The organism is Paenibacillus sp. FSL H7-0442, assembly GCF_038593105.1.
Lineage (GTDB): Bacteria > Bacillota > Bacilli > Paenibacillales > Paenibacillaceae > Paenibacillus > Paenibacillus polymyxa_D.
Window position 1 is genome coordinate 4,013,474 of sequence record NZ_CP151963.1, and the last position, 24,459, is coordinate 4,037,932.

Annotated in this window: 23 protein-coding genes and 1 pseudogene; 6 read left to right on the forward strand and 18 right to left on the reverse strand. The window is 38.9% G+C overall.

What is annotated here, in order from left to right; all coding sequences use genetic code 11:
• Nucleotides 1-85 precede the first annotated feature (85 nt).
• From MHH57_RS17790 to MHH57_RS17830, 9 genes are all read right to left on the reverse strand, one after another.
• Nucleotides 86-1,429, reverse strand: a complete 1,344-nt coding sequence (locus MHH57_RS17790; RefSeq protein ID WP_342434341.1) for a TldD/PmbA family protein — start codon at nt 1,427-1,429, stop codon at nt 86-88.
• Nucleotides 1,430-1,431: 2 nt separating this feature from the next.
• Nucleotides 1,432-2,826, reverse strand: a complete 1,395-nt coding sequence (locus MHH57_RS17795) for a TldD/PmbA family protein (RefSeq protein WP_342434342.1) — start codon at nt 2,824-2,826, stop codon at nt 1,432-1,434.
• Between the two features lie 442 nt (nt 2,827-3,268).
• Nucleotides 3,269-3,574 (reverse strand): hypothetical protein, encoded by a 306-nt coding sequence (locus tag MHH57_RS17800; RefSeq protein ID WP_342434343.1) that lies wholly within the window; start codon nt 3,572-3,574, stop codon nt 3,269-3,271.
• Between the two features lie 271 nt (nt 3,575-3,845).
• Nucleotides 3,846-4,103, reverse strand: a complete 258-nt coding sequence (locus MHH57_RS17805) for a hypothetical protein (RefSeq protein ID WP_342434344.1) — start codon at nt 4,101-4,103, stop codon at nt 3,846-3,848.
• A gap of 164 nt (nt 4,104-4,267) precedes the next feature.
• Complete coding sequence (locus tag MHH57_RS17810) at nt 4,268-4,423, reverse strand: hypothetical protein (protein WP_342434345.1); 156 nt, start codon at nt 4,421-4,423, stop codon at nt 4,268-4,270.
• Between the two features lie 442 nt (nt 4,424-4,865).
• A complete protein-coding gene (locus MHH57_RS17815; protein WP_342434346.1) occupies nt 4,866-6,416 on the reverse strand; it encodes an Eco57I restriction-modification methylase domain-containing protein in 1,551 nt (516 codons plus the stop codon).
• Nucleotides 6,417-6,418: 2 nt separating this feature from the next.
• On the reverse strand, nt 6,419-7,003 hold the full coding sequence (locus MHH57_RS17820) for an HNH endonuclease signature motif containing protein (RefSeq protein ID WP_342434347.1): 585 nt from the start codon (nt 7,001-7,003) through the stop codon (nt 6,419-6,421).
• Between the two features lie 29 nt (nt 7,004-7,032).
• Nucleotides 7,033-7,650, reverse strand: a complete 618-nt coding sequence (locus tag MHH57_RS17825; protein WP_342434348.1) for a hypothetical protein — start codon at nt 7,648-7,650, stop codon at nt 7,033-7,035.
• Nucleotides 7,651-7,671: 21 nt separating this feature from the next.
• Complete coding sequence (locus MHH57_RS17830; RefSeq protein WP_342434349.1) at nt 7,672-9,933, reverse strand: sensor histidine kinase; 2,262 nt, start codon at nt 9,931-9,933, stop codon at nt 7,672-7,674.
• A 316-nt stretch (nt 9,934-10,249) separates the two neighbouring features.
• Between MHH57_RS17830 and MHH57_RS17835 the strand changes: the two genes are divergently transcribed.
• The 5 genes from MHH57_RS17835 to MHH57_RS17855 all read left to right on the forward strand — a co-directional run bounded on the left by MHH57_RS17835 (nt 10,250) and on the right by MHH57_RS17855 (nt 16,587).
• On the forward strand, nt 10,250-10,852 hold the full coding sequence (locus MHH57_RS17835; protein ID WP_342434350.1) for a hypothetical protein: 603 nt from the start codon (nt 10,250-10,252) through the stop codon (nt 10,850-10,852).
• Between the two features lie 21 nt (nt 10,853-10,873).
• Nucleotides 10,874-11,515, forward strand: a complete 642-nt coding sequence (locus MHH57_RS17840) for a hypothetical protein (RefSeq protein ID WP_342434351.1) — start codon at nt 10,874-10,876, stop codon at nt 11,513-11,515.
• Nucleotides 11,516-12,054: 539 nt separating this feature from the next.
• Nucleotides 12,055-15,351, forward strand: coding sequence for a zincin-like metallopeptidase toxin domain-containing protein (locus MHH57_RS17845; RefSeq protein WP_342434352.1), 3,297 nt, complete (start codon nt 12,055-12,057; stop codon nt 15,349-15,351).
• A 13-nt stretch (nt 15,352-15,364) separates the two neighbouring features.
• Complete coding sequence (locus MHH57_RS17850) at nt 15,365-15,709, forward strand: hypothetical protein (protein ID WP_342434353.1); 345 nt, start codon at nt 15,365-15,367, stop codon at nt 15,707-15,709.
• Nucleotides 15,710-16,299: 590 nt separating this feature from the next.
• On the forward strand, nt 16,300-16,587 hold the full coding sequence (locus MHH57_RS17855; RefSeq protein WP_342434354.1) for a hypothetical protein: 288 nt from the start codon (nt 16,300-16,302) through the stop codon (nt 16,585-16,587).
• Between the two features lie 203 nt (nt 16,588-16,790).
• On the opposite strand, the gene MHH57_RS17860 is transcribed toward MHH57_RS17855, so the two are convergent.
• From MHH57_RS17860 to MHH57_RS17885, 6 genes are all read right to left on the reverse strand, one after another.
• A complete protein-coding gene (locus MHH57_RS17860; protein WP_342434355.1) occupies nt 16,791-16,955 on the reverse strand; it encodes a hypothetical protein in 165 nt (54 codons plus the stop codon).
• 32 nt (nt 16,956-16,987) lie between these two features.
• On the reverse strand, nt 16,988-17,272 hold the full coding sequence (locus MHH57_RS17865; protein ID WP_342434356.1) for a zinc ribbon domain-containing protein: 285 nt from the start codon (nt 17,270-17,272) through the stop codon (nt 16,988-16,990).
• 419 nt (nt 17,273-17,691) lie between these two features.
• On the reverse strand, nt 17,692-18,072 hold the full coding sequence (locus MHH57_RS17870) for a carboxymuconolactone decarboxylase family protein (RefSeq protein ID WP_342434357.1): 381 nt from the start codon (nt 18,070-18,072) through the stop codon (nt 17,692-17,694).
• 16 nt (nt 18,073-18,088) lie between these two features.
• Entirely contained in the window at nt 18,089-18,286 is a 198-nt protein-coding gene (locus MHH57_RS17875) for a DUF2892 domain-containing protein (protein WP_342434358.1), read from the reverse strand.
• Between the two features lie 59 nt (nt 18,287-18,345).
• A complete protein-coding gene (locus MHH57_RS17880) occupies nt 18,346-19,023 on the reverse strand; it encodes a Crp/Fnr family transcriptional regulator (RefSeq protein WP_342434359.1) in 678 nt (225 codons plus the stop codon).
• Nucleotides 19,024-19,837: 814 nt separating this feature from the next.
• Nucleotides 19,838-22,078 (reverse strand): right-handed parallel beta-helix repeat-containing protein, encoded by a 2,241-nt coding sequence (locus MHH57_RS17885; RefSeq protein WP_342434360.1) that lies wholly within the window; start codon nt 22,076-22,078, stop codon nt 19,838-19,840.
• A 200-nt stretch (nt 22,079-22,278) separates the two neighbouring features.
• On the opposite strand from MHH57_RS17885, the pseudogene MHH57_RS17890 reads away from it, so the two are divergent.
• Nucleotides 22,279-22,530 (forward strand): annotated as a pseudogene (locus MHH57_RS17890) (phenolic acid decarboxylase); the annotation flags it as partial.
• Nucleotides 22,531-22,701: 171 nt separating this feature from the next.
• Here MHH57_RS17890 and MHH57_RS17895 read toward each other — a convergent pair.
• The 3 genes from MHH57_RS17895 to MHH57_RS17905 all read right to left on the reverse strand — a co-directional run bounded on the left by MHH57_RS17895 (nt 22,702) and on the right by MHH57_RS17905 (nt 24,158).
• The gene (locus MHH57_RS17895; protein ID WP_017426816.1) at nt 22,702-22,869 is read right to left on the reverse strand and encodes a hypothetical protein; all 168 of its coding nucleotides are present in this window, start codon (nt 22,867-22,869) and stop codon (nt 22,702-22,704) included.
• Nucleotide 22,870: 1 nt separating this feature from the next.
• The gene (locus tag MHH57_RS17900; protein WP_341071928.1) at nt 22,871-23,188 is read right to left on the reverse strand and encodes a hypothetical protein; all 318 of its coding nucleotides are present in this window, start codon (nt 23,186-23,188) and stop codon (nt 22,871-22,873) included.
• Between the two features lie 403 nt (nt 23,189-23,591).
• Entirely contained in the window at nt 23,592-24,158 is a 567-nt protein-coding gene (locus MHH57_RS17905) for a GNAT family protein (protein ID WP_341071110.1), read from the reverse strand.
• Nucleotides 24,159-24,459: the final 301 nt, after the last annotated feature.

The following is a 24,459-nucleotide window of genomic DNA, read 5'->3' on the forward strand; positions in this document are numbered from 1 at the left end:
GATGCATCAGGCATCTATCATTGCTAGACAATCAGAACGTCAGGAACAGGTCGTAAGTCTGAAAAAAAGCAGGCTGCTTCAGCCATTAGGAGCCTGAAATCGAGAGTGCAGCCAGCTTGAGCGAAGGAGATGTGCAGCTTCCTGTAAAACGCAAATCGTTGCCCACTTCCTCTACCTGCTGTAGTACGTCAAAGAAGTTGCCCGATACGGTAATTTGATTAACCGCTCTGACCACTTGCCCCTGCTCAATCCAGTAGCCCAGACAAGCCAGCGAAAAATTACCGGACGCCGTATTCGTACCTGCATGCAGCCCTTGCAGCTCAACGATCATCAGCCCGCGATCCATCTTGCGAATCATGTCTTCCAACGAAGACGCGCCTGGAGCCACGTACAGATTATGATACGACACACCAATTTTACCGTTATAGCTGCCCTTGGAAGCATGAGAGGTACTCTGTACCCCGGCCTTGCGGGCCGTCTTGCGGTTATGGAAATACGTCTGCAATTCTCCATCCTTGATGATCTCGTTGCGGCGGGTCGCACTGCCTTCCGCGTCAAACGTGCTGCCTGCTGGAACGTTCTCCATCAGCGGATCATCGATCAGTGTGATATGTTCGCTTGCCACCTTTTGCCCCAGCTTCCCAGCCAAGCGTGAAAAGCCTTTATCCACCGATTCGGCTGAAAATACCGACGTATAGGCAGCCAGCAATTGCGCGGCTGCATCATGGCGGAAAATGACCGGATAGTTATCCGATTGGATCGTGTGCGCACCCAGCTTGGAAACAGCCTCTTTCACGGCTCTATGCGCCACATCCGCAATATCGATCTCTTCCACGCTCCGCAGCGAATAATCATGCCAGCCCCCGGTAACGGTCTCACCTTGGTCTGCTGCAATCACATACACATAAGCGGTCGCCAGACTTTTGTGACGATGGCAGTGCAGTCCTTTGGTATTCACAATCAGGACCTCATTCTCACGAATGCTGACCGAGCAATGTCGAGCCATCACAATCCGTGGGTCTGCGGCAAGCGCTGTACGCTCCATTTCCAGCGCCGCTTCGATCAGAATCTCAGGAGACGTGTCAGCAAGCGTTGAGGCATAGGCAGGCTGCTCAGGGTAGCTCTCAGAGCCTGCAAACAGCTCATCCTGCTCCTCGCTCTCCAATATGTCCGCGTTGCTAAGTGCTTCTTCCAATAAGAAGTCGATCACATCCGGTTCCAGCTTCTCCGTAGAGGCATAGCCCATTTTGCCGTTAATGACACCACGGAAGGAAAGTCCGCCATTTTCAACGATGGTATATTGGTCAATTTCTCCCTTCAGTACCTTCACCGAGGTAGAACTTCCATTTACATAGTAGATTTCCATATCCGCGTAGCCCATTTCCCGACCTTTCGCGAACAACGCTTCCTGAAATTGCTGAATATTCATCGCTATTCCCCCTTTCGTCCGCCGACGGTCATTTCGGATACTCGAATCGTCGGTTGTCCGCAGTTCACCGGAAGACTTCCACTAACCGAGCCGCACATCCCCTGACCATGATCCAGATTGTTGCCGACCCTATCAATATTTTGCAGGGTTTCAATGCCTTTGCCGATTAGTGTTGCGCCTTTGACCGGCTCGGCAATTTTGCCGTTGCGAATCATGTATGCCTCTTCGACTGCAAAATTAAACTCGCTCGTCGAGGTGTTCACCGAACCACCGCCCAGCGATTTGGCATAGATCCCGTACTCCGTATTGGCAATGATCTCTTCACGGGTAGACTCCCCATTCGCAATAAACGTATTGTTCATACGGGATGCAGGCGCGAATTTATAGGACTGTCTTCGTCCTGACCCTGTCGCAGGTACACCCATCTGGCGCGAACCCATGCGGTCGATCAGATATCCTTTTAAAATGCCGTTCTCGATCAATACGTTGCGCTGTGTCGGTGCACCTTCATCATCGATATTGAGCGAGCCCCACGCATTCGGAATCGTTCCATCGTCTATAGCTGTGACGAGCGGTGAAGCCACCTGCTGCCCGATCTTATTGGCAAACACAGAGGTTCCATACGCCACCGCCGTAGATTCCAGCCCATGTCCACACGCCTCGTGGAAAAGAACACCGCCAAAGCCATTCTCAATCACGACAGGCAGTCTGCCGCTAGGCGCATATCCCGCTTTCACCATCGTGGACGCAATCCGAGCGGCGTGTCTGGCATTTTCTTCGATATTCAGATTCTCCAGGAATTCAGTCCCAGCATACGCTCCCGGCCCACGGAAACCGGACTGTCTATGCTCCCCATCCGTCGCAATCGCGCTTATTCTCATGCGGGTATACGTACGGGTATCCTCCACCAGCAGCCCGTTGCTATTGGCGATCAAGACGTTCTGGATCGAGTTGCTAATCCCAACAGAGGTTTGCGTGATGGAAGGGTCATATTGGCTTGCCGCCTCATGCGCCCGTCTCATCATGTCGATCTTGGCGCGTTTCTGTGAACCGTCAGGGATGATCGCAATCGGATGTTGGTTAGGGATCGCATGGGGATGGAGGGTAATGGTGTGTGTACCTGGCGTTCCACCACCGCGAATAGCCTTGGTAGCCGATTTGGCCAGTCGAATCAGGCTCTGTTCGCTCATATCGCTGGTGTACGCATACACCGAAAAATGCTCCTTCATGATCCGAATACCAATCCCAAAATCTCGGCCTGACAGCGCCGTATCCACGACGCCCCCAGTCATGCCCAGTTGTCCATTGGTACGGTCCTCGACGAACACCTCTGCAAAATCCCCGCCCGTCTCCAGCGCGGCTTGCAGCATATCCTGAATCTGTGTTGGATGTATCATCACGTTCCTCCTCGTTTTTGCCATGTTTCATATTGTACGTCTAAGCGATTAAGATCATATGCGGGTACATGTTTATTTCCCATAACTTTACTATACATGATGTTGGGAGTGGGTGTAACTATCTGGGTGGCAAGTGGTTTGGAAGGGAGTGAAAATTTCATGTGTGGGATGGAGGGATTGAAATGAGAAAACCCGACCGGACCGTGAAGGGTCATGTCAGGTTTGCTTGAGTTGCTTGATTACTGGGTGAGTTGAGCAAGTACGTGCCTATGAGGCCGCTACGTAGACGGATCATTCTTCCGATCGCTGTTGACCCCAGATTTTTTTGATTATAGTTTAACAGTAAAAATCCGGTGAAGGTTATACTTACGAAGCAGCTTTCCTACGGAAAGCTTTCACCCAAACGCTCCGCTTCTTCAAAACGATTCCGTCCCCTCCGCTGCTATGCTTGGGTTTGCTTCATTTTGTTTGCCAAAATACTTTTTTTCAATCGAACTTTAAACAGTTCTCTTCGTAAATCCAGTTCCATGATATGAAGATGATCGGCCGCTTCTTTGACGGTTTCCATGTGCAGTACACTTGCCTTTTGAGAAATAATAGTTAGCGCATCCCAAATGAGCTTTGTGCATGTTTTAAGTCTCTCTATGTGTTCGTCTTCTTGCTGTACCAAGTTCTCGTATTCTTCAGCTGTATTTTCAGATGAATTTTTATGTTCCACGCTCTTTAGTATCTTAGGTTGGATATCCAAGTTATCATCTCCTTTTTATTCAAAGTGTAGCAAAGGATGATGCTGGATGTGGTACGTGGATACGTAATATTAGATGAATTAAATATTATTTTAGCTTCACACGAAGATTTTGTTTCTAGATTCATTTTGATCAGGAACAGACTTTGTACCGCCATTCCACGAGATCGTTTTATTTTCGGTATACATTCTAACTTATGTAATTGTTCCTTAGATGGTTTCCATTCTTTCCTCGCTTTGAAATATTAACGTTGCTTCGTCTTTTCATCGAATATTAACTTCTGCTGTTCCAAATCTTCAGCACATTTTTCCACATTCCATGCATCCTCGATGATCGTATCCTTTTCATAATCCAGAATGACGTAAATACGCGGAATATATGGAACTGATTGTGCTGCGGAACAACCACATCAAGTGCAGCTTCCCACTTATGGATATTGGTGAGTGGTGGCATTTTGTCGAGTGTAAAATGTTGATACAAATCAGCAATATACTTTTCTTGGATAAATTCTGTTCGTTGTGTACGTCCCATTGCAGGTGACTTGATCAAACCGGCATATTTTCTTCTATTATAGTAGATTCCCTCTCATAACATACGTTCAAACAAAGCTAGTTGAGATGGATCATCTTCGTCAATTTGATCAGCTTTGAGCATAAAGATTACCTTGGTAGCATCAATTAGAGGATCACGTTCTGCTACGACTCGCTTAAATTGATCGAGATAGATGCTGTTCGATACGTGATGGTACGTGTGCTGGATTGTGGCGCGTTAAGTTGGTCGCTTAGAACCATGATTTCGTTAAAATGGAACAGTTTGATTTGGTATTGATTGCGCGTTGAATTACTGGACAAATTTTAGCCTCCTGTTTGTTGGTTTAGATGAGAATTTTATGATTTGGATCGACAATTCTAATGCTTCTCGTTTCTTGCAATCGACAGGAACTAATATTCGTATATAATATAACAAAAGAGAATTGTTTATACAGAAGACAAGACTTTAAGGAAAACAAGAAAAATCGAGGGTATATACCCTCGGCTATCTAAATGTAGATGCACAAGTTAAAATTATAATATCCCATTCAAATGTTTTGATATTGATTATTTAAGATTTTATCGTTTCCCATAGCGAATTGATCACATAAACAGAATCTAAAGAAATATCATTCATCAAAGTTTCAGTAAAAACATATCAAAAAAAGCCCAAGTTTAATTACTTGAACCTTCCTCTACATTAAATAGAAACCTTACCTTTTTCTAAACTCTTTTATCTTATATACGTAAATAATGAACATAATTAAACTTCAATTTTTAGTCTACGCATTAAATATTTCATTCGAATCTTTTTCAGTAATTCTAAATCATTTTCTGTCAAATCGTTTAAGACAACACTATCAACAAATTCCATAACCTTCTCAATTGGTTTATTTGTTCTTAACATACTGTCTAATTTCTGCACTTTTTGTTTGTCTACCCGTTTATACGGTAAACAAAGAGACTTAAACTCACTAGGAACTAGTTCACCCACTCCACCGCCATAGAATCGGCCATTGTACTCACAAAGGGTTATCGTGAGCGAATTATAAAAACAAAATGCAACTGATTGTGCATCAAATTCTCCGTGAAGCCTAACATTATAAGATATATCTGTTGTGTATATTCCAGCTTTATTGACTACTAATCTTGGCAGTCTATTATACCTCTTAAAGAACATTAGTTCACCAGATTGAATTACCGGAACCTCATACCATAGTTTACGTTTACCACATTTGTAACGTTCATGAAGCTTTAGTTTTCTGCCATTGGATAAATAGTCTTGAAGCTCTAAAGATAACTCAGAAGTCTCTATCCCATTAAGATTAAGCATCCATGTATTCTTATCAGCAGTTACTAACTGATTAAAATCATCCTCAGAAAACAATAATAAACTACCTATGATAGAACCTTTCTGCAGAATTGGTATTGTGTATGGCTCGGATTTTAATTTTTGCATGGCTGAGTTATTCAATATAAAAAAACTATTTGCTCCAGTTACAATCCCTGGAGATATATCTCCTAAATCAGATATTTTTGTATATTTTACAGATAAATCTTTTAATAATTCTATTTCATCATCATTAAGGATTGAGTTCGACCATTTTTTTAAGGGCTTATTTCTTTTAATTTCACTGTACTCTAGAGGTTTGAAATCCTCTACATTCTTAACTGTAGTGTACTTAACGATAGGTTCAATACCCTCTTTATTTGTCAAGTAAACTAAACAAACATCTTGCTCAATATCTGGAAATACACTTTCTTTAAATGTAGTAATTTCAATTACATTAAATTTTTCCTCGAGAAACACCCTCAATTTCTCAGCATAATGAACTTGAAGAAATTCAAAAGGCAAAACAAAAAAAATAGCACCATTATGATCTAATAGTTTTACAGCTCCCAAAACAAAAGAAACCCAAAGATTTTGGAAGATTGAATCTGAAAGCGACCAATATTTCACTAATTCTAAAGACTTGTTTCTTTCAGTCTCAGAGAGTACCTTTTTGGTTATATAAGGAGGGTTTCCAATTATTAGGTTGTATTTTCTTTCTGATTCTAGCGAAAATTGTACAAAGTCAGCGCATATTAATTCAACCTTCTCATGCCACTTATCAGTCAAATTATTTATTTTATAATTATCTATTTCAATAGCATCAATTTTTTTTGCATAATTATAAAACTTTTCAATGAATCTTCCATCACCCGCCGACGGTTCAAGAACAGCTAATGAATGACCTTTTTCTAATGCATAAGTAGACATATAATTAACTAAGGATTTAGGCGTATAAAATGATCCTGTTTGCTTTGCGTTCACACCTATTCTCCTTCACCAAGTAAATATTCCAATAGTCTGTCCAATTCTTCCTGTATCTCTATAAATAATTCCTTTTCGTCATTATCTAGCTTTGAATTTTTCCTAATATTATATAACTGTTTTTTCCTCTTAACAAGCTCCATTGATTTCCAAACTATATCCGTTGGTCTTATTGAAAATTTAAATACACCACACATATAATCGCCTACATCGGTATAATGTTCTATGGCCCCATTGAGATCACGCCCTAAATGTGTATCGAACTCATCCGTTGCAGGGTCTACAAATCCGTGAAAACCGTCATGGCATAATTCTTTATCTTCTGTCGGCCATTTTGGGCCTTTTTTTCTGTTACAAGTGAAACAAGACATCACAAGATTGTTATAGTCACATATTCTAGTTTCATCAGTTGAAATTGGCACAAAATGATCTATTTCAAACCCCTTTTTTGCAACTGAAATATGTTTTCCACAATACCCGCATATGTTACTAAAATCAGCCAATAGTGGGTCACGATAATTTGAATAGTCTTTTTCCAAGATTACATTGCTACTTCTAGTTATTCTTATATCCCCATGAACACGCATTTGCTTCCCCCATTATTACATACAATGCTTCAATCCTGCTGCTTAGAATCAATAAACTGATCCAATTTTTTCATTAATGTGTCAACTTTTTTATTGAAATCAGGTTTTAACAACTCAATTGCGATATCATCCACTTCTCCATAAGATTTCAATATTCTGTAAAGATTTAAAAATCTATCTTCTTCATCAGCAGTAATTACATGTTCTCTTTTTTTTCTGAATAATTCAGAGTATTCGTCTAAATGAATTCTTAATCGATTTCGAAAAACTTCTGTTGCATGTATGATAATATTACAGAATTCACTTAGGTCTGTATGAGACAAAGTATTCCTATCATAAATAAGATTTTTAATCACTAAATTGTCATTTATAGAGTGTTCTGGGTAATTAGTCAATATAACACAAGGTAAATCCGGAAGTTGGTTATTTATATAAGCAACTACTTTTGTCCCATGGAATTCATATTTCGCAGTTAATTTATGGTCAACCAATAGACATTCAATAGAATTATTTAAAATCCAATTTAAAATATCATCAAGTGAAGAGCAATTATCAACAAAACATAATTCAAAACCTTTACGACGCATCCTTTTTTTATAATCAGCAAAGGCATCATAATCGTCATCTACAAATCCAACCTTATACACGATGCTTGCCTCCCCAAGACCTCATTTTTTAATCTTTAATGTTATTTTTATATAAAATCCTTTATCACTTACTTTATTCTGTGATAAATCAATTGTTCCATTATATTCACTTACAGTCTTATCAATTACCCACATCCCCATACCTGTTCCAATTAACTCATCCATTTCATTTCTTTTAGCACTTTCAAATGGTTCTAATATCCGCTCAGGATTATTTTTATAAGCTGGGCTGAGCCCTAACCCATTATCTTGATATTCAATTACAATTCCTAAATTATTCTGAATTACTTTAATTAATATTTCTTTGTTCTCAGATCTAAAACCCTCGAAGGCAGTAATACTATTTGTAATTAAATTATTAATTAGACTTTCAATTTCAAATGGGAAACACTTGAAATAAATTTCATTCATTTCTAAATTTACTTGTATACCTTTATTATTTACAACATCATTCCAAGAAGTAATTAATTCAGATAACAGTTTCTGTAAATCTATAGTCTTCATAGTCCTCTTATCTCTTCTAACAGATTCAATTGTAACTTTAAACCATGAATTGAAAGACTCTTTAATATCGTTGGCTGCATTAATGTATTCAATAGCTTCTACTTTATCATCATCCAATTCCAATGCTTCTTTTGCCATTACGATTTTCATGCTGAGTTTGTGGGTTGAATCCTTAATCTCATGAATATAAGTATTGGTAACTATGCCGGTTGTCGCCAGCGCTCTTAACAAACGGTTCTCATCCTCTAAATCGCGGATCAGGTTGTCTTTATTCTCAATTACTGTTTTAACTTTAGAAATCTCTATATACTCTGGAGGTGTATTTTTATTTTTATCTTTACCTTTTTTGTTATTTTTCTCTTCTTTGTCAGCTCTGGAAAAAATCTCTTGTTCAATTTGCTCTGTATAATGTGTTTGATCATAATATTTACTTAATTTTCTAATGACATATTGCCGATCTTCTTCAAATAGCCTAATAACTCCTAGCATTATTTCTCTAAGTTGAATAAATTCCTTTGTCTCAACAATCCCTTCTCTATTTGCTTGGTCAGGTAAAGTTAGGTTTGTCCTAGATATATGAAGCGATCCTAAAATTTGATCAGAGTTAGCTCTCCATTTGCCAGTGGAAGATATGGCGGCTGGTGATTTAGCTTTTCTATTGGATAATAAAAGCCAATCATAATTAGATGTCTTGGGTTCTCCATAAGGGCGCACTCTAAAGTTATCTCTGTATATCTTAATTCCACCAAATGTATCCCTAAAGTCTTTTCTATCTGAAAAATCTTTATAATAATATTTTTCCTTTTCCGCTTTAGGAGCTGCTAACTTTGAAAAATATAATGTCCCTGCAAATTTCCCTATTTTATTAGAAATTTGTGATTTTTCGCTTGGCAACATTTCGTACAACATATTTTTAAATATTTTAGGTTTACCCCTAAAATATTCTCTGTCTTCCTGAATAAATCCCGCTTCAGCCATTATCTTTTCAAATTGATCTTTGAAATCAAATTCGTTTCGAAATATTTTAGTTTCTAGTTGTCCATCTAATCCTACTTTAAAATCAATTTTATAATCGTAAGAGAAAAGGCCATCTTTAAGACTTACTCTAGCTTTTTCTTCAGTTGTATCCTCACAAAAGAAATATACTTTAAAAATATTTTCAATCTCAGGAGGAATTAATGTGGCTAGGTTATTTCTTATATTTTCAACTAATGCTCCTGACCATTCATCTCTTAAAGAATTCAATTTAAATACAGTCCCTATAGTCTTGAATTTTTCTGATATTATTTTCTTTAGAAAAGTATTGTTTACTGTATTAAAGAAATCTTCTATGGTATAATCCACTGATTCTAAACTTGCATATATTTCTGTAATAGTTGTTCCTGCATCGAAGTCACTCCAATTAACATTCCATTCAAGCTTAGTTTTTTCCGTCACTGTAAGCATTTTACAAACATCGGAAATGCGATCTAATGCAAATCGCCCTATTCCCTTAGCCCCTGTCTGAATTCTTCCTTTAGGTGTTTTATAGTCTTTTATTTTTGATGAGTTACCTATAGTCATCCAATGGCTTATAATAGTATCTTCAGTCATGCCACTTCCATTATCTGCAATGTAAAGAGTACTTGTAGAATTTTCATAATACAATATACATATAGATGCATCCGCATCATAGGTATTTTTGACTAACTCAAGGACAGCCCCCTCTAGCTTGGATACATTTTCTCTACCTATTAAACGGGCTGTATAAGCATGAACATTAAAAGGTATTTTAGACATGCGCCATTCCTCCTAAAATTTATAGGCCATTTTGTCGAAATTAATCTCTTTTTTGATTATACCTTCATTTTTCAGGGAATTATATCCTTTTCGCAAATTTCCCTACACATTCTCTAAATATATTTTTTTACATTGATTCACATAATTATTAAAAAGAAACTCAAGCAGTTTCCCACTTGAGTTCAACTTTTCTATATAGGTAAATACACCAATCTCACTTACCAACTTCGCGTGCCATGTAGGCTACAAGTCAATGGCTGAAAACCTAAGAATGAGTGAGAAAACATTAATTTAAATTGGGAGGATAGAATATCGTATGAGAAAATGGTTTATAAAGATAATTGCTCTTGCTTTGCCGCTTACGTTTGCGGTATCGAGCCAGACTGATGCTGCTGCTCTCTATGATGGTAACGCTTTTTACAAGAGTCAAGGATTTTCCTCTTCTCGTGTTGCTTCAATGCCATGGTGGGAGGATTCTAGTGTAACAACTTATGGTTATGCAGGTATTCTAAGTACTGCCAGAAATTCTTGGGATGCCGCACCATCTGCTAATATCGGATATAATAAAACCTCTTCTGAATTATCCGCATATCTCCGTTTCTACTTAATTGATGATCCTTACGCAGGTTACGATGGGCAATTTAAACCCTTTGATTCAAATGGTAATGCCTTCTCTGATAGTGATGCAGATAATCCTAATAAATCATTCTATAAATCAAATCTTATTCTTAATGATTATAACTTAAGAACATATTACGAATCTCGTGCTCAACGAGTAGATATAGCAGTGCATGAATTAGGGCATTCATTTAATTTAAAACATCAAGATAATGATGTTCAATCTATTATGAATTCACGTACACCTGGAAGAGAAGCACCTTACCCTCTTGATTATAGAAATGTTGGTTGGAAATATTAATTGAGTAGGAGTGTACTGAAAATGAAAAAATTAAAAATTATTGTGCCTTCATTAATTGTCATATTAGCTTTAGGATTTATTATAGTATCTAGTATTCATGGACTAACAGATACTAACTTAGCCAAAAAGCAGCCTAGTAGCGATCAAAAATATAAAATAGCCGTTTCTAAAGCGCACATGCCTTATTTCGAAGATGTAGAGGCGTTAGAAAAACAATCAACTGCTATAGTCATAGGGCATGTTACTGGTGAACAACAACCTGTTGAAATTAAGGCAGACTCAGGTACAGTCATTGATCGCAGGGCCTTCGTTCCCTTTACAATAGACAAAACATTTAAAGGAGATTACTCTGAAGGAAAACAGATTACAGTTTCGGAAGATGGATTGATTCATAATGGTACTTATGAGTCCTTGGAAGGGTATGTAAAAATGAATAATACTGATCCTTACTTATTATTTTTACAAGAAGTAGAACCCTCAAAGTTTAAGATTGTTGGCTCTTATCAAGGTAAATTTAATACAAAACCAACAAACACTTTTAAAACTCAATCTACCGAAATTTCTAGCTTAGAATTAGAAAAAACTGATTTTGTAGGAGATCCAGTTGAAAGTGAGCATTTTGAGAAGCTTAAAAATTCTGCCTTGAGTAAATTTTCAGAATAGAGATAACTTTTATAATAAAAAAACAACACCTCAAAACGATTAGATTTGAAGTGTTGTTTTTTTATTTTTTTGAATGCTAAGAATATAGAGATACGGTACTTTAGTTGATCATAGTAATCTTTTCCTCACACCACCTCTCCATATAAAATCGCAATCTCTTTTACCCATGTCGAGTAGCGAAGAGGCGTATTTAATTTACCTGAATCCATAATCACAATTAATCAGCCCAGTTCCTGACTTTGAAAGGCAATTGCTCAAAATTGCTGTCAGCATTCTCTCCTCCAGTATTACACATAGTAAATACCATAATGAATGGGTCATTCTGTAAACTAACTCTCTCTTTTAACCGATAAATACATATGCTGGGTTGTTTATTAAATATCACCTCCCGCCCCTTTTTAGCGTACAAACCTTGTTATACATATTTATATGGACTCACTGTTATACTCATCTGCGGCTTCTTTAATCAAAAGCAATTTCAAGAAGACGTGCTTTACTTGGAAATACCCATCGCATCTAGAAAGGAGTCATGAACTCACTTGAGCGTATTATCAGATGGGATCGGATATGAAAGCCTACGCTTTTATGGTCCCTTTCAGCCCCTACACATCGAACAACTTCAAATAACACGTACCATTAACGATCATGTCTATTTACATATCAGTGGCATGCTCTCTGAAGAACAGGGAGCCGCTTGTATCGGTCAAAATATGGAGCAAGAGTCGATTGTGATTCGTCAGTTGAATGATCAGGGACAATCGCTGAGAAGGCTGTTCCATGGGATTGTTACACGTATGTCCGTACGCTGTGTGCGAGGCGTGTATACGTTTGAACTGGAGGCAGCTTCCCATTCATATCAGATGGATATTAAGGTAAAAAGACGCTCCTATCAAGATATTCATCGCACTTATGATGATCTGGTCACAGCACTGGTTCGAAAATATCAGTACGGAGATGCCATTGATACGGTGAGCCACTATGCCAAACTAGAGACATTTGTTTTACAATATGAGGAGACCGATTGGGCGTTTTTAAAACGCCTCGCTTCTCGCTTCGGTTCCGTACTTGTGCCAGAGGTAACCGCAGCCTCACCCAAGGTTTTCTTCGGGATGCCAGAAGGCAAGCAGCATAAGGTAGAACGGGATGTATTTTATCGTGTACGAAAAACGTTTCATGAATTGGATGCGGAAAAGCCGGGAGAACGTGCTGGCTCGTATGTCACCTATATGATTGAAAGTCTGCAATACTATGCGCTTGGCGACCTCATTACGTTACCCATTGGACAAGGTAAAGAGTTGGTCGTGGTTCGAGCAGTGACCACATTAACGGATGGATTGCTGCGTACCCGTTACGATCTCCAAGCCGAACAGAATATTCGCTATGCCCGGTATGAAAACGATCAGACCACCGGGATTTCGCTGATAGGAACGGTGCTGAAGGTACAACAGGATTTTGTACAGCTTCAACTGGACATTGACCCGAAGCAAGATCCTGCCAAAGCGTGCTGGTTTCCGGTAGCCACCCGTTATGTTGCCGAAGAACATAGCGGCTGGTACGATATGCCTGAAGTAGGAGAAGTGGTGGAATTGTATCTGCCAACACACCGCGAACAGGATGCCTATGTAACGGATTCGCTGCGACAACAACGCCACACCAATGGACAGCCGAATGTGAAGGTATGGCAACATGTGCAAGGTAGCGGCGTAGAAATGTCTGAGCATGAGCTGACTCTATCCACCTCCAGTGAATTTTCCATTACACTTCATGAAGGTAACGGCATTACCATCGGCAGTCCGGGGAATGTGCAGATTCAGGGTGGTCATGTGAAGCTGGGTGCAGGTGAGGAACTATCATTGGAAGCTGGTACGGCGCTATACTTAAAAGGTGGAGCCAGCAGCATGGTATTGGATGGTGAGACAGACACCAAAGCCCCAGTGATTTATCAAGAAGGTACGGTAAAAGCTCCAGTTTTCGTAGCTGACCTCCCTCCTGTTCCAGAACCTCCATTGATAAGCATCAAAGCATATCAGGCGGCGCAAGCTCCATCAGCAGCTAAGACATCATCAAGCAGCCAAGCCTCTCCTCCTAAAGCAAAAGTCACCAGTCCAGCAAAGCTTCAACAAGCGAATGCCATGATGGGGACAGTATCCAAGCTATTAGGCTCCATTCCGGTAATGGGGAAAGTGGCTGGCGTTGTTGTAGGAGCGCTAAGTGGACCTGCGGCAGGTGTGATTCTGAGAGCAACCGCAGCAATCCCTGTTCGGAGCAAAGGAACTCCTACCGTTGGAAGCAGTAAGGGGAACGGCATTCATCCGTTGAAACACTTGGCCGGTCTAGCATTACAAGGGTTAATTACTCAGTATGAACATGAGCAAGCGAGACATGCCTACTATAGCAAATGGATTCTGGGGAAAGTGTATACAAGCGCACGTCAAATAGTACATTCCGGCAGCCGATTAGAGCTAATCCAAAACTTGCTGACAACATCGAAAACCATGGTTCATGCCTATCAACAGGTACCTAAAAGTGTTAAAGATAGAATGCTGAGGGAATATAAAGAACAGGAAAAAGCTAGGGCTGAAGCTGCTCTTAAAGCAGAAAAAGAAGCTAGAGCTAAAGCCCTTAAAGCGAAAAAAGAAGCTGCGCCACCAGAGCTTACAGATGAAGAATATGAGAAAATTTATAGAGATTATCGAAGGGACATATATACCGAAGACCGTAGGCCCAAACTTAAACCGGGGAGTTATCGAGGAAAAGATGGTGTTGTACGTACTCGTGACGGTAAACCTGATGTCCAATACTATAGTGAATGGAAACATAATTATCCCGAAGATGATGATTTCTTCATGCAAACTTGGAAGCAAGGTATAACCGAAGAAGAAAAAAAGTGGATGTTCTATGCTATTTCCATAGAAAACCCTCTTATGATTGAAGGTCGAGGGGGTGTGGACAATACTGAAGAATTAGAGGGGATACTTTCAAAACTGGGTAGAGGGAAAGGGTTCTTTAATATTTCTTCTGGAGTAAGTGCAAAAGTAAGAGTCCAGGAATTATTAGCGAGACAGCAAATAGAAGCTACAGAAAACATAGCTTCCCAAAAAATTAACCAAACTCTTGAAACCAAAGGCTACAAGCCACAACCAAATGAAAGGTTAACAACAAAAAACCAATATAAACAACAGGATCAACAGGCAAGGAAAACATTACGGGAGAGTGCCTCCAAGGCAGCTAGAGAAGAAAATAGTCAAATTCAAAAGAAGGTCATATATAATGTAACTAAGAGTACAAATGCAAGAAAATCTTCAAATATAAAAGAATATTTAAAAAAGGAAAAAGAACTTGTTAAATCGCAACTGCCTGAAACTAAGGGGACGGGAGATCTTGATTATAAAGAATGGTCAGACATGCCTATTAGCGGTGAAGTACGATTAAATGCTAAAGGAATGAGGCTGTTAAGTATTAAGGAACAGAAACAGTATATAAGAAAAATGAAGGATTTGTATGGTATAGAAGTGCAGATTGATAGAAACGGAAAAATTTTATCACCAACTCAGGCAGGTGGTTTTCATCCCGAAGATTATTATATTGTACTACAAGGAAATCCTAGTATTTTAGCAGCTGAACATGAAGCATATCATGTTGCTCAATGGAATAAACTTGGCAAAGAAAAATATCTCGAGCAAAGCACTTTACAGAGAGAAGAACATGTTTATAGTGAAATTATGAAAAATAAAAGTAGATATAGTGATGCTGAGATTCTAGAGGCACAAAAATATATATATTATGTAAGAAATGGTCAATGGCCACTTCAAGGTTGGAAAGGTTTTGAAGAGTGATGGAGGTAGAGTAGTGAAAACAAATATATCAGCAGAACAAGCATTAAAAATTGCTAAAACTTATCATAAACAGTATAAAATTCCAGGTATTATTGTAAATGACATAAGTAAATCGGTAGTATTCTATGAAAGTATTATGGATATTGACGGCTTTGCTTGGGTGGTATTATCGAAATTAGAGTCAGGTGGGTTTGAAGGTAATGATCACTTTTCTTTAGTTATTTCTGATAGGAAGTCTACTGTAGAGTATGTTCTGGATCATAACGGGATGTCACATGCATATCATCTAGACAATTATGATGACAGTATGACTGATGAAGAATTTGAGGCTTATCTAAAGGATGATAGTGATGTCTAAGATTCAAAGGAATTATTTACTTTCGACAAACGAGTATTTGCTGCTTGTCAGACGTTTCTTTATGTTTAGTCGCAATTTTAAGGTCTTTCAATAATTTAAAGCAAATTTAAGTTACAATCCGACAGAAGAGGGCAACATAAAATCAACAACGCCACATTGCGAGCTAGCCGCCCGTGATGTGGTCTTCTTTGTTTCTGTCACTGTCTCAGCGGTTGATCTATAGAACCCACCCAGTGCGGAATGCATCGGGTGGCTAAGCTCAGGCAGACTTAACCCATGTAATAGCCGTATTAAGATTTCGTCATCTCGGTAGTACGCACATAAATGCTTGAATTTCATCACCTAAATAACGGTTTTCCGTTACATTGACAGGTCGATTATGGTCAGATGCCACCATGATTGACCTGTTTTTTGTTATCCTTATTACTTAAATAGGGTATTTTTTCAATAATTAAATCTACTTATAAATCCAAATGCAAAATATATTGTTAAAGATAATTCAACTTCCCTCCACACAATATAATGACTTACCATCCCTCCCCATCAGAGTTAACATACACACATTCAAACCACGGGAGGGAAAATACACAATGTCAAATTGGCCAGATTGGTTTCAAGAAGCATTACGCCAACGTTTTTATCAATTTGAACTAGCCAGTGAACGACAGGCTTCATGTTTATCTGAGGACAAAAATCTATTCACTCAAATGGATGAATTCAAAACCAACCAAAACGAAGATATTCAAGGTCTGCTATCGGAATGGGAAGAAGCAATAGGCTATCAACTAAGTCAGGACAAACAATCTATCTATATGGAAGGAGTAAAAGACGGGATTCAATTGATTCTTCCCGTCATACAACCCACAGTTATTCGTTAGCCTATTGATAGTTTTAGCCTATGATTCTGTTAATCCAATATTTCATCTATGCTCATTCCACTTTTCAATGTAAAAACAAAATGCGCTGGTGAGAGAATGGTTATCTTCTCCACCAACGCATTGAATAGGTTATCGTCAAATTGTTCCAGTATATCTTGCCGCAAGCTTAGTACCTGAATGATTTCATCAACTCATTCCTTGATTTATGCTTTCTGATCCTCTTCCTCCTCTAATATCAGCATCTGTTGTCGTTGCTTGTTTAGCTCGCTGGAAAGTCTGTTCGTCTCTTCATCATATATAATCTCATCAATCTGATTCCGTAGCTTGAGATTCACTAATTCCTTCAAGTCAGATTTCAATTGTTGCATCTGCCCTTCGATATCCAATAGCGGTTCTTGCTCTACTCTGCTGGAAAGTACGATTCAATATTGGCTTTCAGCGTTTTAATCAATCTTTCCTTGTTCTCATACATCCGGTTGAACAATCGTACAAACGCGGAATGTAAAACTTGCTCATCAACCGATTTGGCATCACATGCTGTTTTACCCTCATTGACATACGTTTTGCACTGCCATACCACTTTTTTGGATGGGTTATTGCTGTTCCAGGTTCGGCGTTTAAAAATGACTCCACAGCATTCACAATATACTTTACTGCTCAGTGCATATTTGCTGGAATCACTCAAACCCCTTACAAATCAAGGAACAAACAGCTTACACATGTGCCTTATGTATGTAAATAAAATATATTCCCGCACTCAACCCTAAAGCAATTTTTTGAATGCAGGAACATATTCAATTTGCTCTTAATCCCTCGTGTATCAATGCTTTTCCTCTCGACATATTACTACCACACTCTCCACATGTGTTGAGTTAATATTAATGACAAATCAAAAAGATGTGATTACAAAATCATCCCATATAAAAACTAATAGGAGCCTTGACCAAGGCTCCCTTCTACTGAGATAGATACTTCCCCCTAGTGCAAGTACACTTGGAGCATCTGCTATTAATCATAGGCTTTATGATTTGATTATTACAATAATTCTATGCAAAGCATTATAGGAGTTCAGTTTAGTTTACATCCTCTAGAAAATTCCTACACTTAGCAAAAACACTCAGGTACATCATTAGGTCCCTTTTGAGACTTATTTTCCTCACCTTCTTCGTAGGATATCAGAGCGTTAACTCCGTGACTCAGAATGGCACCGGCTCGTGTTGATGCTGCCACAAGAAGGGCTTCCATTATTTCTTCCATGGTACCTCCCAGAGTCTTATATTTTTTCACATGAACATCGATGCAATAGGGACATCCCGTTACGTGGGCTACTGTTACGGCAATTAATTCCTTTGTCTTTTGGGGTAATGTATTTGCTGTTTGATAAACTTGATGCTCGAAATGAAAATAAGAAGCGGCCGTCTCGGGACTTAATTTGATTAATTCCGGAATCCGTTGTAGATTAGTTGGGGATAGGTATGATTTCATATCATTTACCTCCTTTTCAATATGATTTGGTAGAGCATGTACGGACGCCAAGAATCCGATAGACGAAGCAGGTACCTAGCAGACTAGTCAGTATAAATGGAATACCTATTAGTCCTACGTATTTCCATGTACTTTCGACAAATACAAGCATTAATACCAGAAAAATCCCAATTATGAATCGTATAGTTCGATCCAAATATCCGACGTTTTTCATGTTTTCATCCCTCCTGTGGTCATTTTAAGGGATAAAAACGCTTTGCTTCTGTGACATAATCACTTTACTTGAGCCAACTGTTCAAGCTCGAAGCGCTGAAGCAAATAAATTTTACCTCGTCCCAATTGAATCCATCCAAGCCTCTCAAATTCCTTCAGTACCCTGCTTACTACTTCCCTTGCTGTGCCTAATTCCAAAGACAATGCCTCATGGGTAGCATACAGGGGTGCTTCTGAATTGGAATTGGTATTCGTTTTCCGTAGTAACAGTTCCGCCACTCTGCGGTCCATAGGAAGGAACGTAATATCTTCAATAAGACTAGTAACCGAAATCATTCTTTTAATGAACAGACGGTAAATGAATTGGTTTAGCTCTTTATATGTATCCATCCAGTGTTTAAACAAGGCGACGGGAAGTACGAGCAATTCCGTTTCTTCTTCCGTTTCCGCTAACGCTTCGTACCCTGTTTCACCTAGAATGCTGGCCATCATAATGACGCAAACTTCGCCACTTTTCACCCGATACAGTGTCAATTCTTTCCCAGACGGGCTTATTTTGTAGATGCGCACACTCCCCCGTAACACGAAAGAGGCATGTTCGAAAATGTGTCCCTCCTCCAGAACCGGTTGGGCGGAAAGATTTATGATGGAAGCCCCTGTATTTTGCCACTTTTCGAGAGGAACTACGGAGAAGCAGGGGAATTTGGATACAATGTTAGCGAATTTCTCAGGATCCATGCAAAGCAAAACCTCCTAATAGTTTGTTTTTAAACATATGCAAAAACGATAGATTCCATTTTTTAAAAAAACCCTTCCGTCATTGCAGAAAGGGACTAGGCATCGATGCTTCTTGTTAAACATCTCACCTTACTCGTTTCAGCAAAGCAACCGACTTCACATGTATGGATTACGTATTATTGACAACAAGGATGTGGCAATTACAACAATACAGGATTAGCAGATGTTTTTCCATTTTCAACCTCTGTTTAGTGACCATCATCACATTCCAGCCTATAAGCTAAGGTTAAAATATACAGAACTAGCGTATCCTTTATTTTCATCCATTCCTTTTCGCTCAATTTTCATCGTTTTCAAGTATAAACAACTTTCCATAATGAACTTTTCGTATTCTCTTCTTTAGTGCTAAAGCCGTACTCTTCATAACATTTTTTCAACCAAAACATTATTATTTTGAGAATAAAGAATTGGAATAAAAACAGGGGAAAACTTGAGGTTGTTGGTTTTCCCGTTTTCCTCAATCATTTACCCTGTCAGTGTCAGATGTTTATTTTGAATGTCAAAAGTTTATTGCTTGGCTACACCTTAATTTCATCAACACCACGCACTCCACATGCCTTGAGTGTACAAAAATGATGACCCTAAGGCCTGGTCGCCCCTTGGCGGAAAATCTATCGTTTTTAGATCAGAGTCTTTATATCTTTCTTTTTTTATTTTCTACTGAAAGTGTCCCTCCTGATCCATCTGCCTCAAGGCAGTCTTGGTTTTTCTGACTTTCTGACAATCCTGTCAAACATAAAACCAGTAAAATAATTTATTGCTCAACTACCCCAAAATCATCCACATAAACATATCCTGTACCAGGATTCTTGTAAGCATACACTGTTGCCCTGGTAGCGCCTGCTCCGGTTGTAAAAGGAATGTTTACCATTGTCCAGGATGTACTGTCAGATGTTGCGGATGCATCCGTTCCTTCAAAGCCATTAACGCCAATCTGAATCCGCTCTCCTATGTCTGCCTTAACCCAGGCGGTACACATATAGCTGGTATTAGGACTTAGCCCCGTAAGTACCTGCTCGATACCATCTTCTCCGGGTCCCAATCTAACACTCTTAGAGCCGCTTCTTGGTACCGATACACTTGCAGCAGTATCTGAATATGTTGCTGCCCATGGTGAGATTATCCCTTTCTCGAAATCAGATTGCCTTACGTTATTATCATAAAGTAAGCTGACACTCTCAAAAACCGGGTCCGGAGATGAAGAAAAATCATGCCCGGCAGTCCAGTCAGTTCCACCGAACTCATATGCTCCAATATCCGGTGCCGCACCAACATAATCATTCGTGATTCCAGATATTACAACCCCTGCATTAATAGCTGGAGAAGTAGACTGCAACCTGAAATCATATGCTGTGGGATTCACAAATAACGGATTGGTTTCTGAGGTAATATTATTTCCCTCTATATGAGTACCAGGCAGTGTAAAGGCTGTAGTAAAGATATTGTTGAAAATTCTGTCGCCGTACATATCTGACTGAAAATTACTTCCCCAATATCCTACATTTCCGTTACTGTAGGTGGTATTGTTATAAATCAGGTTAAAATTACTGGGTGTGTTCAATCTTATCCCTGTATAGTTTCCCCATACAACATTATGATGCACAATATAGCCCTTGCTACCGTTATCCAGATAGATACCAGTGCCGGAATAATTCTTTGCCAGATTATCATGGATGTAATTATGATGAATTACCGTCCCTTGCCCATCCCAGGCAAATTCATAGAGTATTCCGCAGTCTTTTGTCAGCTTTCCTGCATTGTACAGATTATTATATTGTATCTGGCTGTTTTGGGTAGGCATAAATATCAGATGACGCCCAGCGTTATATACCGTATTATGACTGATTAGATGGTTTGCCCCCAATAGATAGATTGCCGGAATATCCGCTGCCGAATAATTTGCTTCATGAATAAGATTATTAATTACCTTATTTCCTGTTCCCTCTATACTCACCAGATTACCGGAACTGTAGGTCAAAGTACTGTCTCTAAGCTCATTATTGGTACCGGACATAAATATCCCTGTACTGTATTGTCTGGTAACATCCGAATCATGACTGACATATTCCGCAATCATATTAGAAACTTTACAGTAATTAGAATTAGACATTTTAATGCTAGAGGCAAAGATATTAATTCCGGTAATATTTATGTAAGATCGGGAACTTAAATCAAATGCATAAGTCCGCTTCTTTGCTTCTACTGTCAAAGTATTCGGATCAACTCCACCAGGTGCCCATAAATAAAGTCTGCCAGTAATGCTGTCATAATACCATTCTCCCGCACTGTCAAGATCTTTAAGATTACCAGTAATATAATAGCTGTTACCGCCTGTCGCTGCAGTATCTATTTCATCAAAGGTAATGGAGCCGTCACTTGAACTGGTAATGGTACTTTTATAAGATTTGTAGCCTGTTCCCGGAACACTCCAAACCGTTTTGCCAACCCAGTATCCAGGTGGCTGAGTTAAGTTTCCATCCTTGATGGTTGTAGTGGAACCGGAATCAACTGTTGCATATGTTAAATTTAAGGGATCAAGTGTTGGTGAATTGGGCCATCTGGCTTCAAATTGCATTTGCTTATTAACAAATATCTGATTTTTTGTTCCAAGGGAACCCTTCATTTCCGCATAATAGATGGATCCGGAGTAATTTTTCCAGCCAGTAACCGGATCGGCACCGGATACCGTTACGTTCTCTCCTGTATAAGCCTCAAAGTTTATGGGTTTTGCAGAAGTTCCGGAAGTATGAAGTGTTACTGTTTCCCGGTATGTACCACCTCGTATGATGCAGGTATCTCCGGCTTTCATGGTATCTGCTGCCTTTTGTATGGTTTTCCATGGATTTGATAGTGTACCGGTTCCAGTGATGTCATTCCCCGTTGTAGAAACATAATATACGGAATTTGCCTTTACAGTTTCCACACCCAGATTAAAAGTAAATACATAAATCATCATAATTACAACTAAAAATCTAAAGCCTGTTCTCTTATTCATAGCTTACCTCCTGGAATGAATTCTATTTTTAGATACGGCTTCTACGCTTGGGCCTAAGTTCACTGCTAGGTATGTTCTAATATAGAAATTTGTGTATATATAAGCCCTTAATTATTTAATCGACTTATACCGACTTAAAGTTTATGATTCTTTCGGCGAAGCTTCTCCGATAATGAACCCATCCAGCCATTTCATTGACCATGCATGGTATTATTTTCTTTCCGAAATGGGTGCATGAGCATCCAGAGATTAAAGTACGCTATCAAAATGATTTCATCCCTCTGATGGAAGAATCGCGTGAAAAGTATGAGACTTATCCGAAGCATGTAGTTCCTGAATTCGCATATATTACTTTCATTGAAAATGCAGGTGTGAACAACGAGAAGTTGATTGCCCAGGCACCTTACGCGGGCATGACAGATGATATTCGTGCGGGTAAGTTGCAAGCATAGTCAATCAAGACGAATTGAACTGAAAAGCCTGAGCCTGTGTCTCATAACGTAAGACAAATTAAAACACCTACCAACCAGGTCATACCCTGTCTACTTGACAGGGGTATGACCAGATTGGTAGGTGCCCAGCATCTTTTTTAATATTCTCTATAATCATCTAATCTCCATTGGCTATTCTTCTTTCTCTTTTTCATCATGAAGCATCATCTCTAATACAACATATACAAACTGTGCTCCGTCCTTCATGCCCTGCCAGTACAAAGCTTCATTCTCCAATGCTTGCTTGTAATGATGCTTATCCTCCCATTCCGAGAATTCAGGTCTGTTCACAATATCCATCTCAGAAAGTCTCTTCGATTCCTCTGGGTAAGGCATCAGGATCAATATTTACGCTAATTCCCAGTCGGTCAACAACCAGGTTCTGAATCGTACTTTTACCGCTTCCATTATTCCCCGCAAATACATACATCATTGGTATATGTTTATGCATGAGAACATCCGTATCCGCAACAGGAACAATGTCTCCATTGTTGTATTCTTTTACAATTTGGCCATCCGGCGTTTTATATACAATATAGGTATCGTTCGCTTTCGCATCCAACTTGGCGCGATCTCCTGTAAGCTTAATCAATTTCTCCAGATCTTTAAATTTATCCAAAGGGTTCACCTTCCCTGCATCTGTATTTATTTAAAGTAATTGAACCACAGCAAGTTGATTGCACGTCACAGAAGGGAATAACCTTATTGCTTAAGGAATTCTTACAGGTAGCGTACAAAGAAAAGAACGCCAAACTAAGGACGCTCTCTTGAATACTCACATTTTCAGTTAAATACATCCGGATGTGTCCAACCACTTTAAATCCAAAAAAATCAAAACATTTATTTTGTTGTGCCATACCTTATTTCTATAAGCTTTTCCCCAGCTCGTAAAGGACATAGGAAGCTACAATTAAGCACCTCTATATATCGACTCGACATAGCTTTACTACGGCCTCCACGTGTGTCGAGAGGATGGAACGGATTTACTTGAAATTAACTCGTTCCATTTTAAAAATAATAGTTCAATTTCCTTCTATTTCTTTTTCAGCTAAGCTAGCATACTCTCTTTTTAGCAAAGAATAATGGTATTGATCGCATATCGAACCATCACTAAACCAATAATGCTCTCGATAAGTTCCCTCCAGCTTAAAATGGAATTTTTCTAATAATTTTATAGAAGCTTGATTACATGCTGCAACCGTTGCATAAATTTTGTTCAACTCCAAATCCTTACGTTCAAAAATGGTATCTATAAATAGCTCTAACAATACATTCGCATATCCTTGTTTTCTATGTTTTAGAGGCAAATAGTATCCGATCTCGGCACTTTTATTTCGAGAATTATAGTCAAAAAGCTGTATCTTTCCTATCCGCTTATTACCGTTACTTTTATCAACCAAGATATATATTAATTGCCCATTTGCAAGCCTTTTCAGTACATTCTCTTTATAATTGTTATATGGAGGAAGTTCGATTATGGGTCGGCAAGTATGTTGCTCTTTTTCGCTTTCAGTAAGACTCCAATCATATAAGTCTGGTAAGTAATCTTCAATATTCCCACCAGTTAAAAGTACAAGTCCTCTTATCATTCTATCACTCCATTATTTTTAAATTTAGATCGTTTGGATAGGGTATCATTTTGGTTTTAAGTATCTATTTTGGCAGCATGGAAAAGCATCGAAATAGCAAACCATGTGGCGTATTACCATATTCCTATATTAACTCTTGTTACACTTCCCTCTCATCCTCCTACTTCCAAAAATAAACATAGCAAATCCCCCAACCGATGGGTCATTCTGTAAACTAAATCTCTCTTTTAACCGATAAATACATATGTTGGGTTGTTTGTTAAATATCGCCTCTCGTCCCTTTTTAGCGTACAAACCTTGT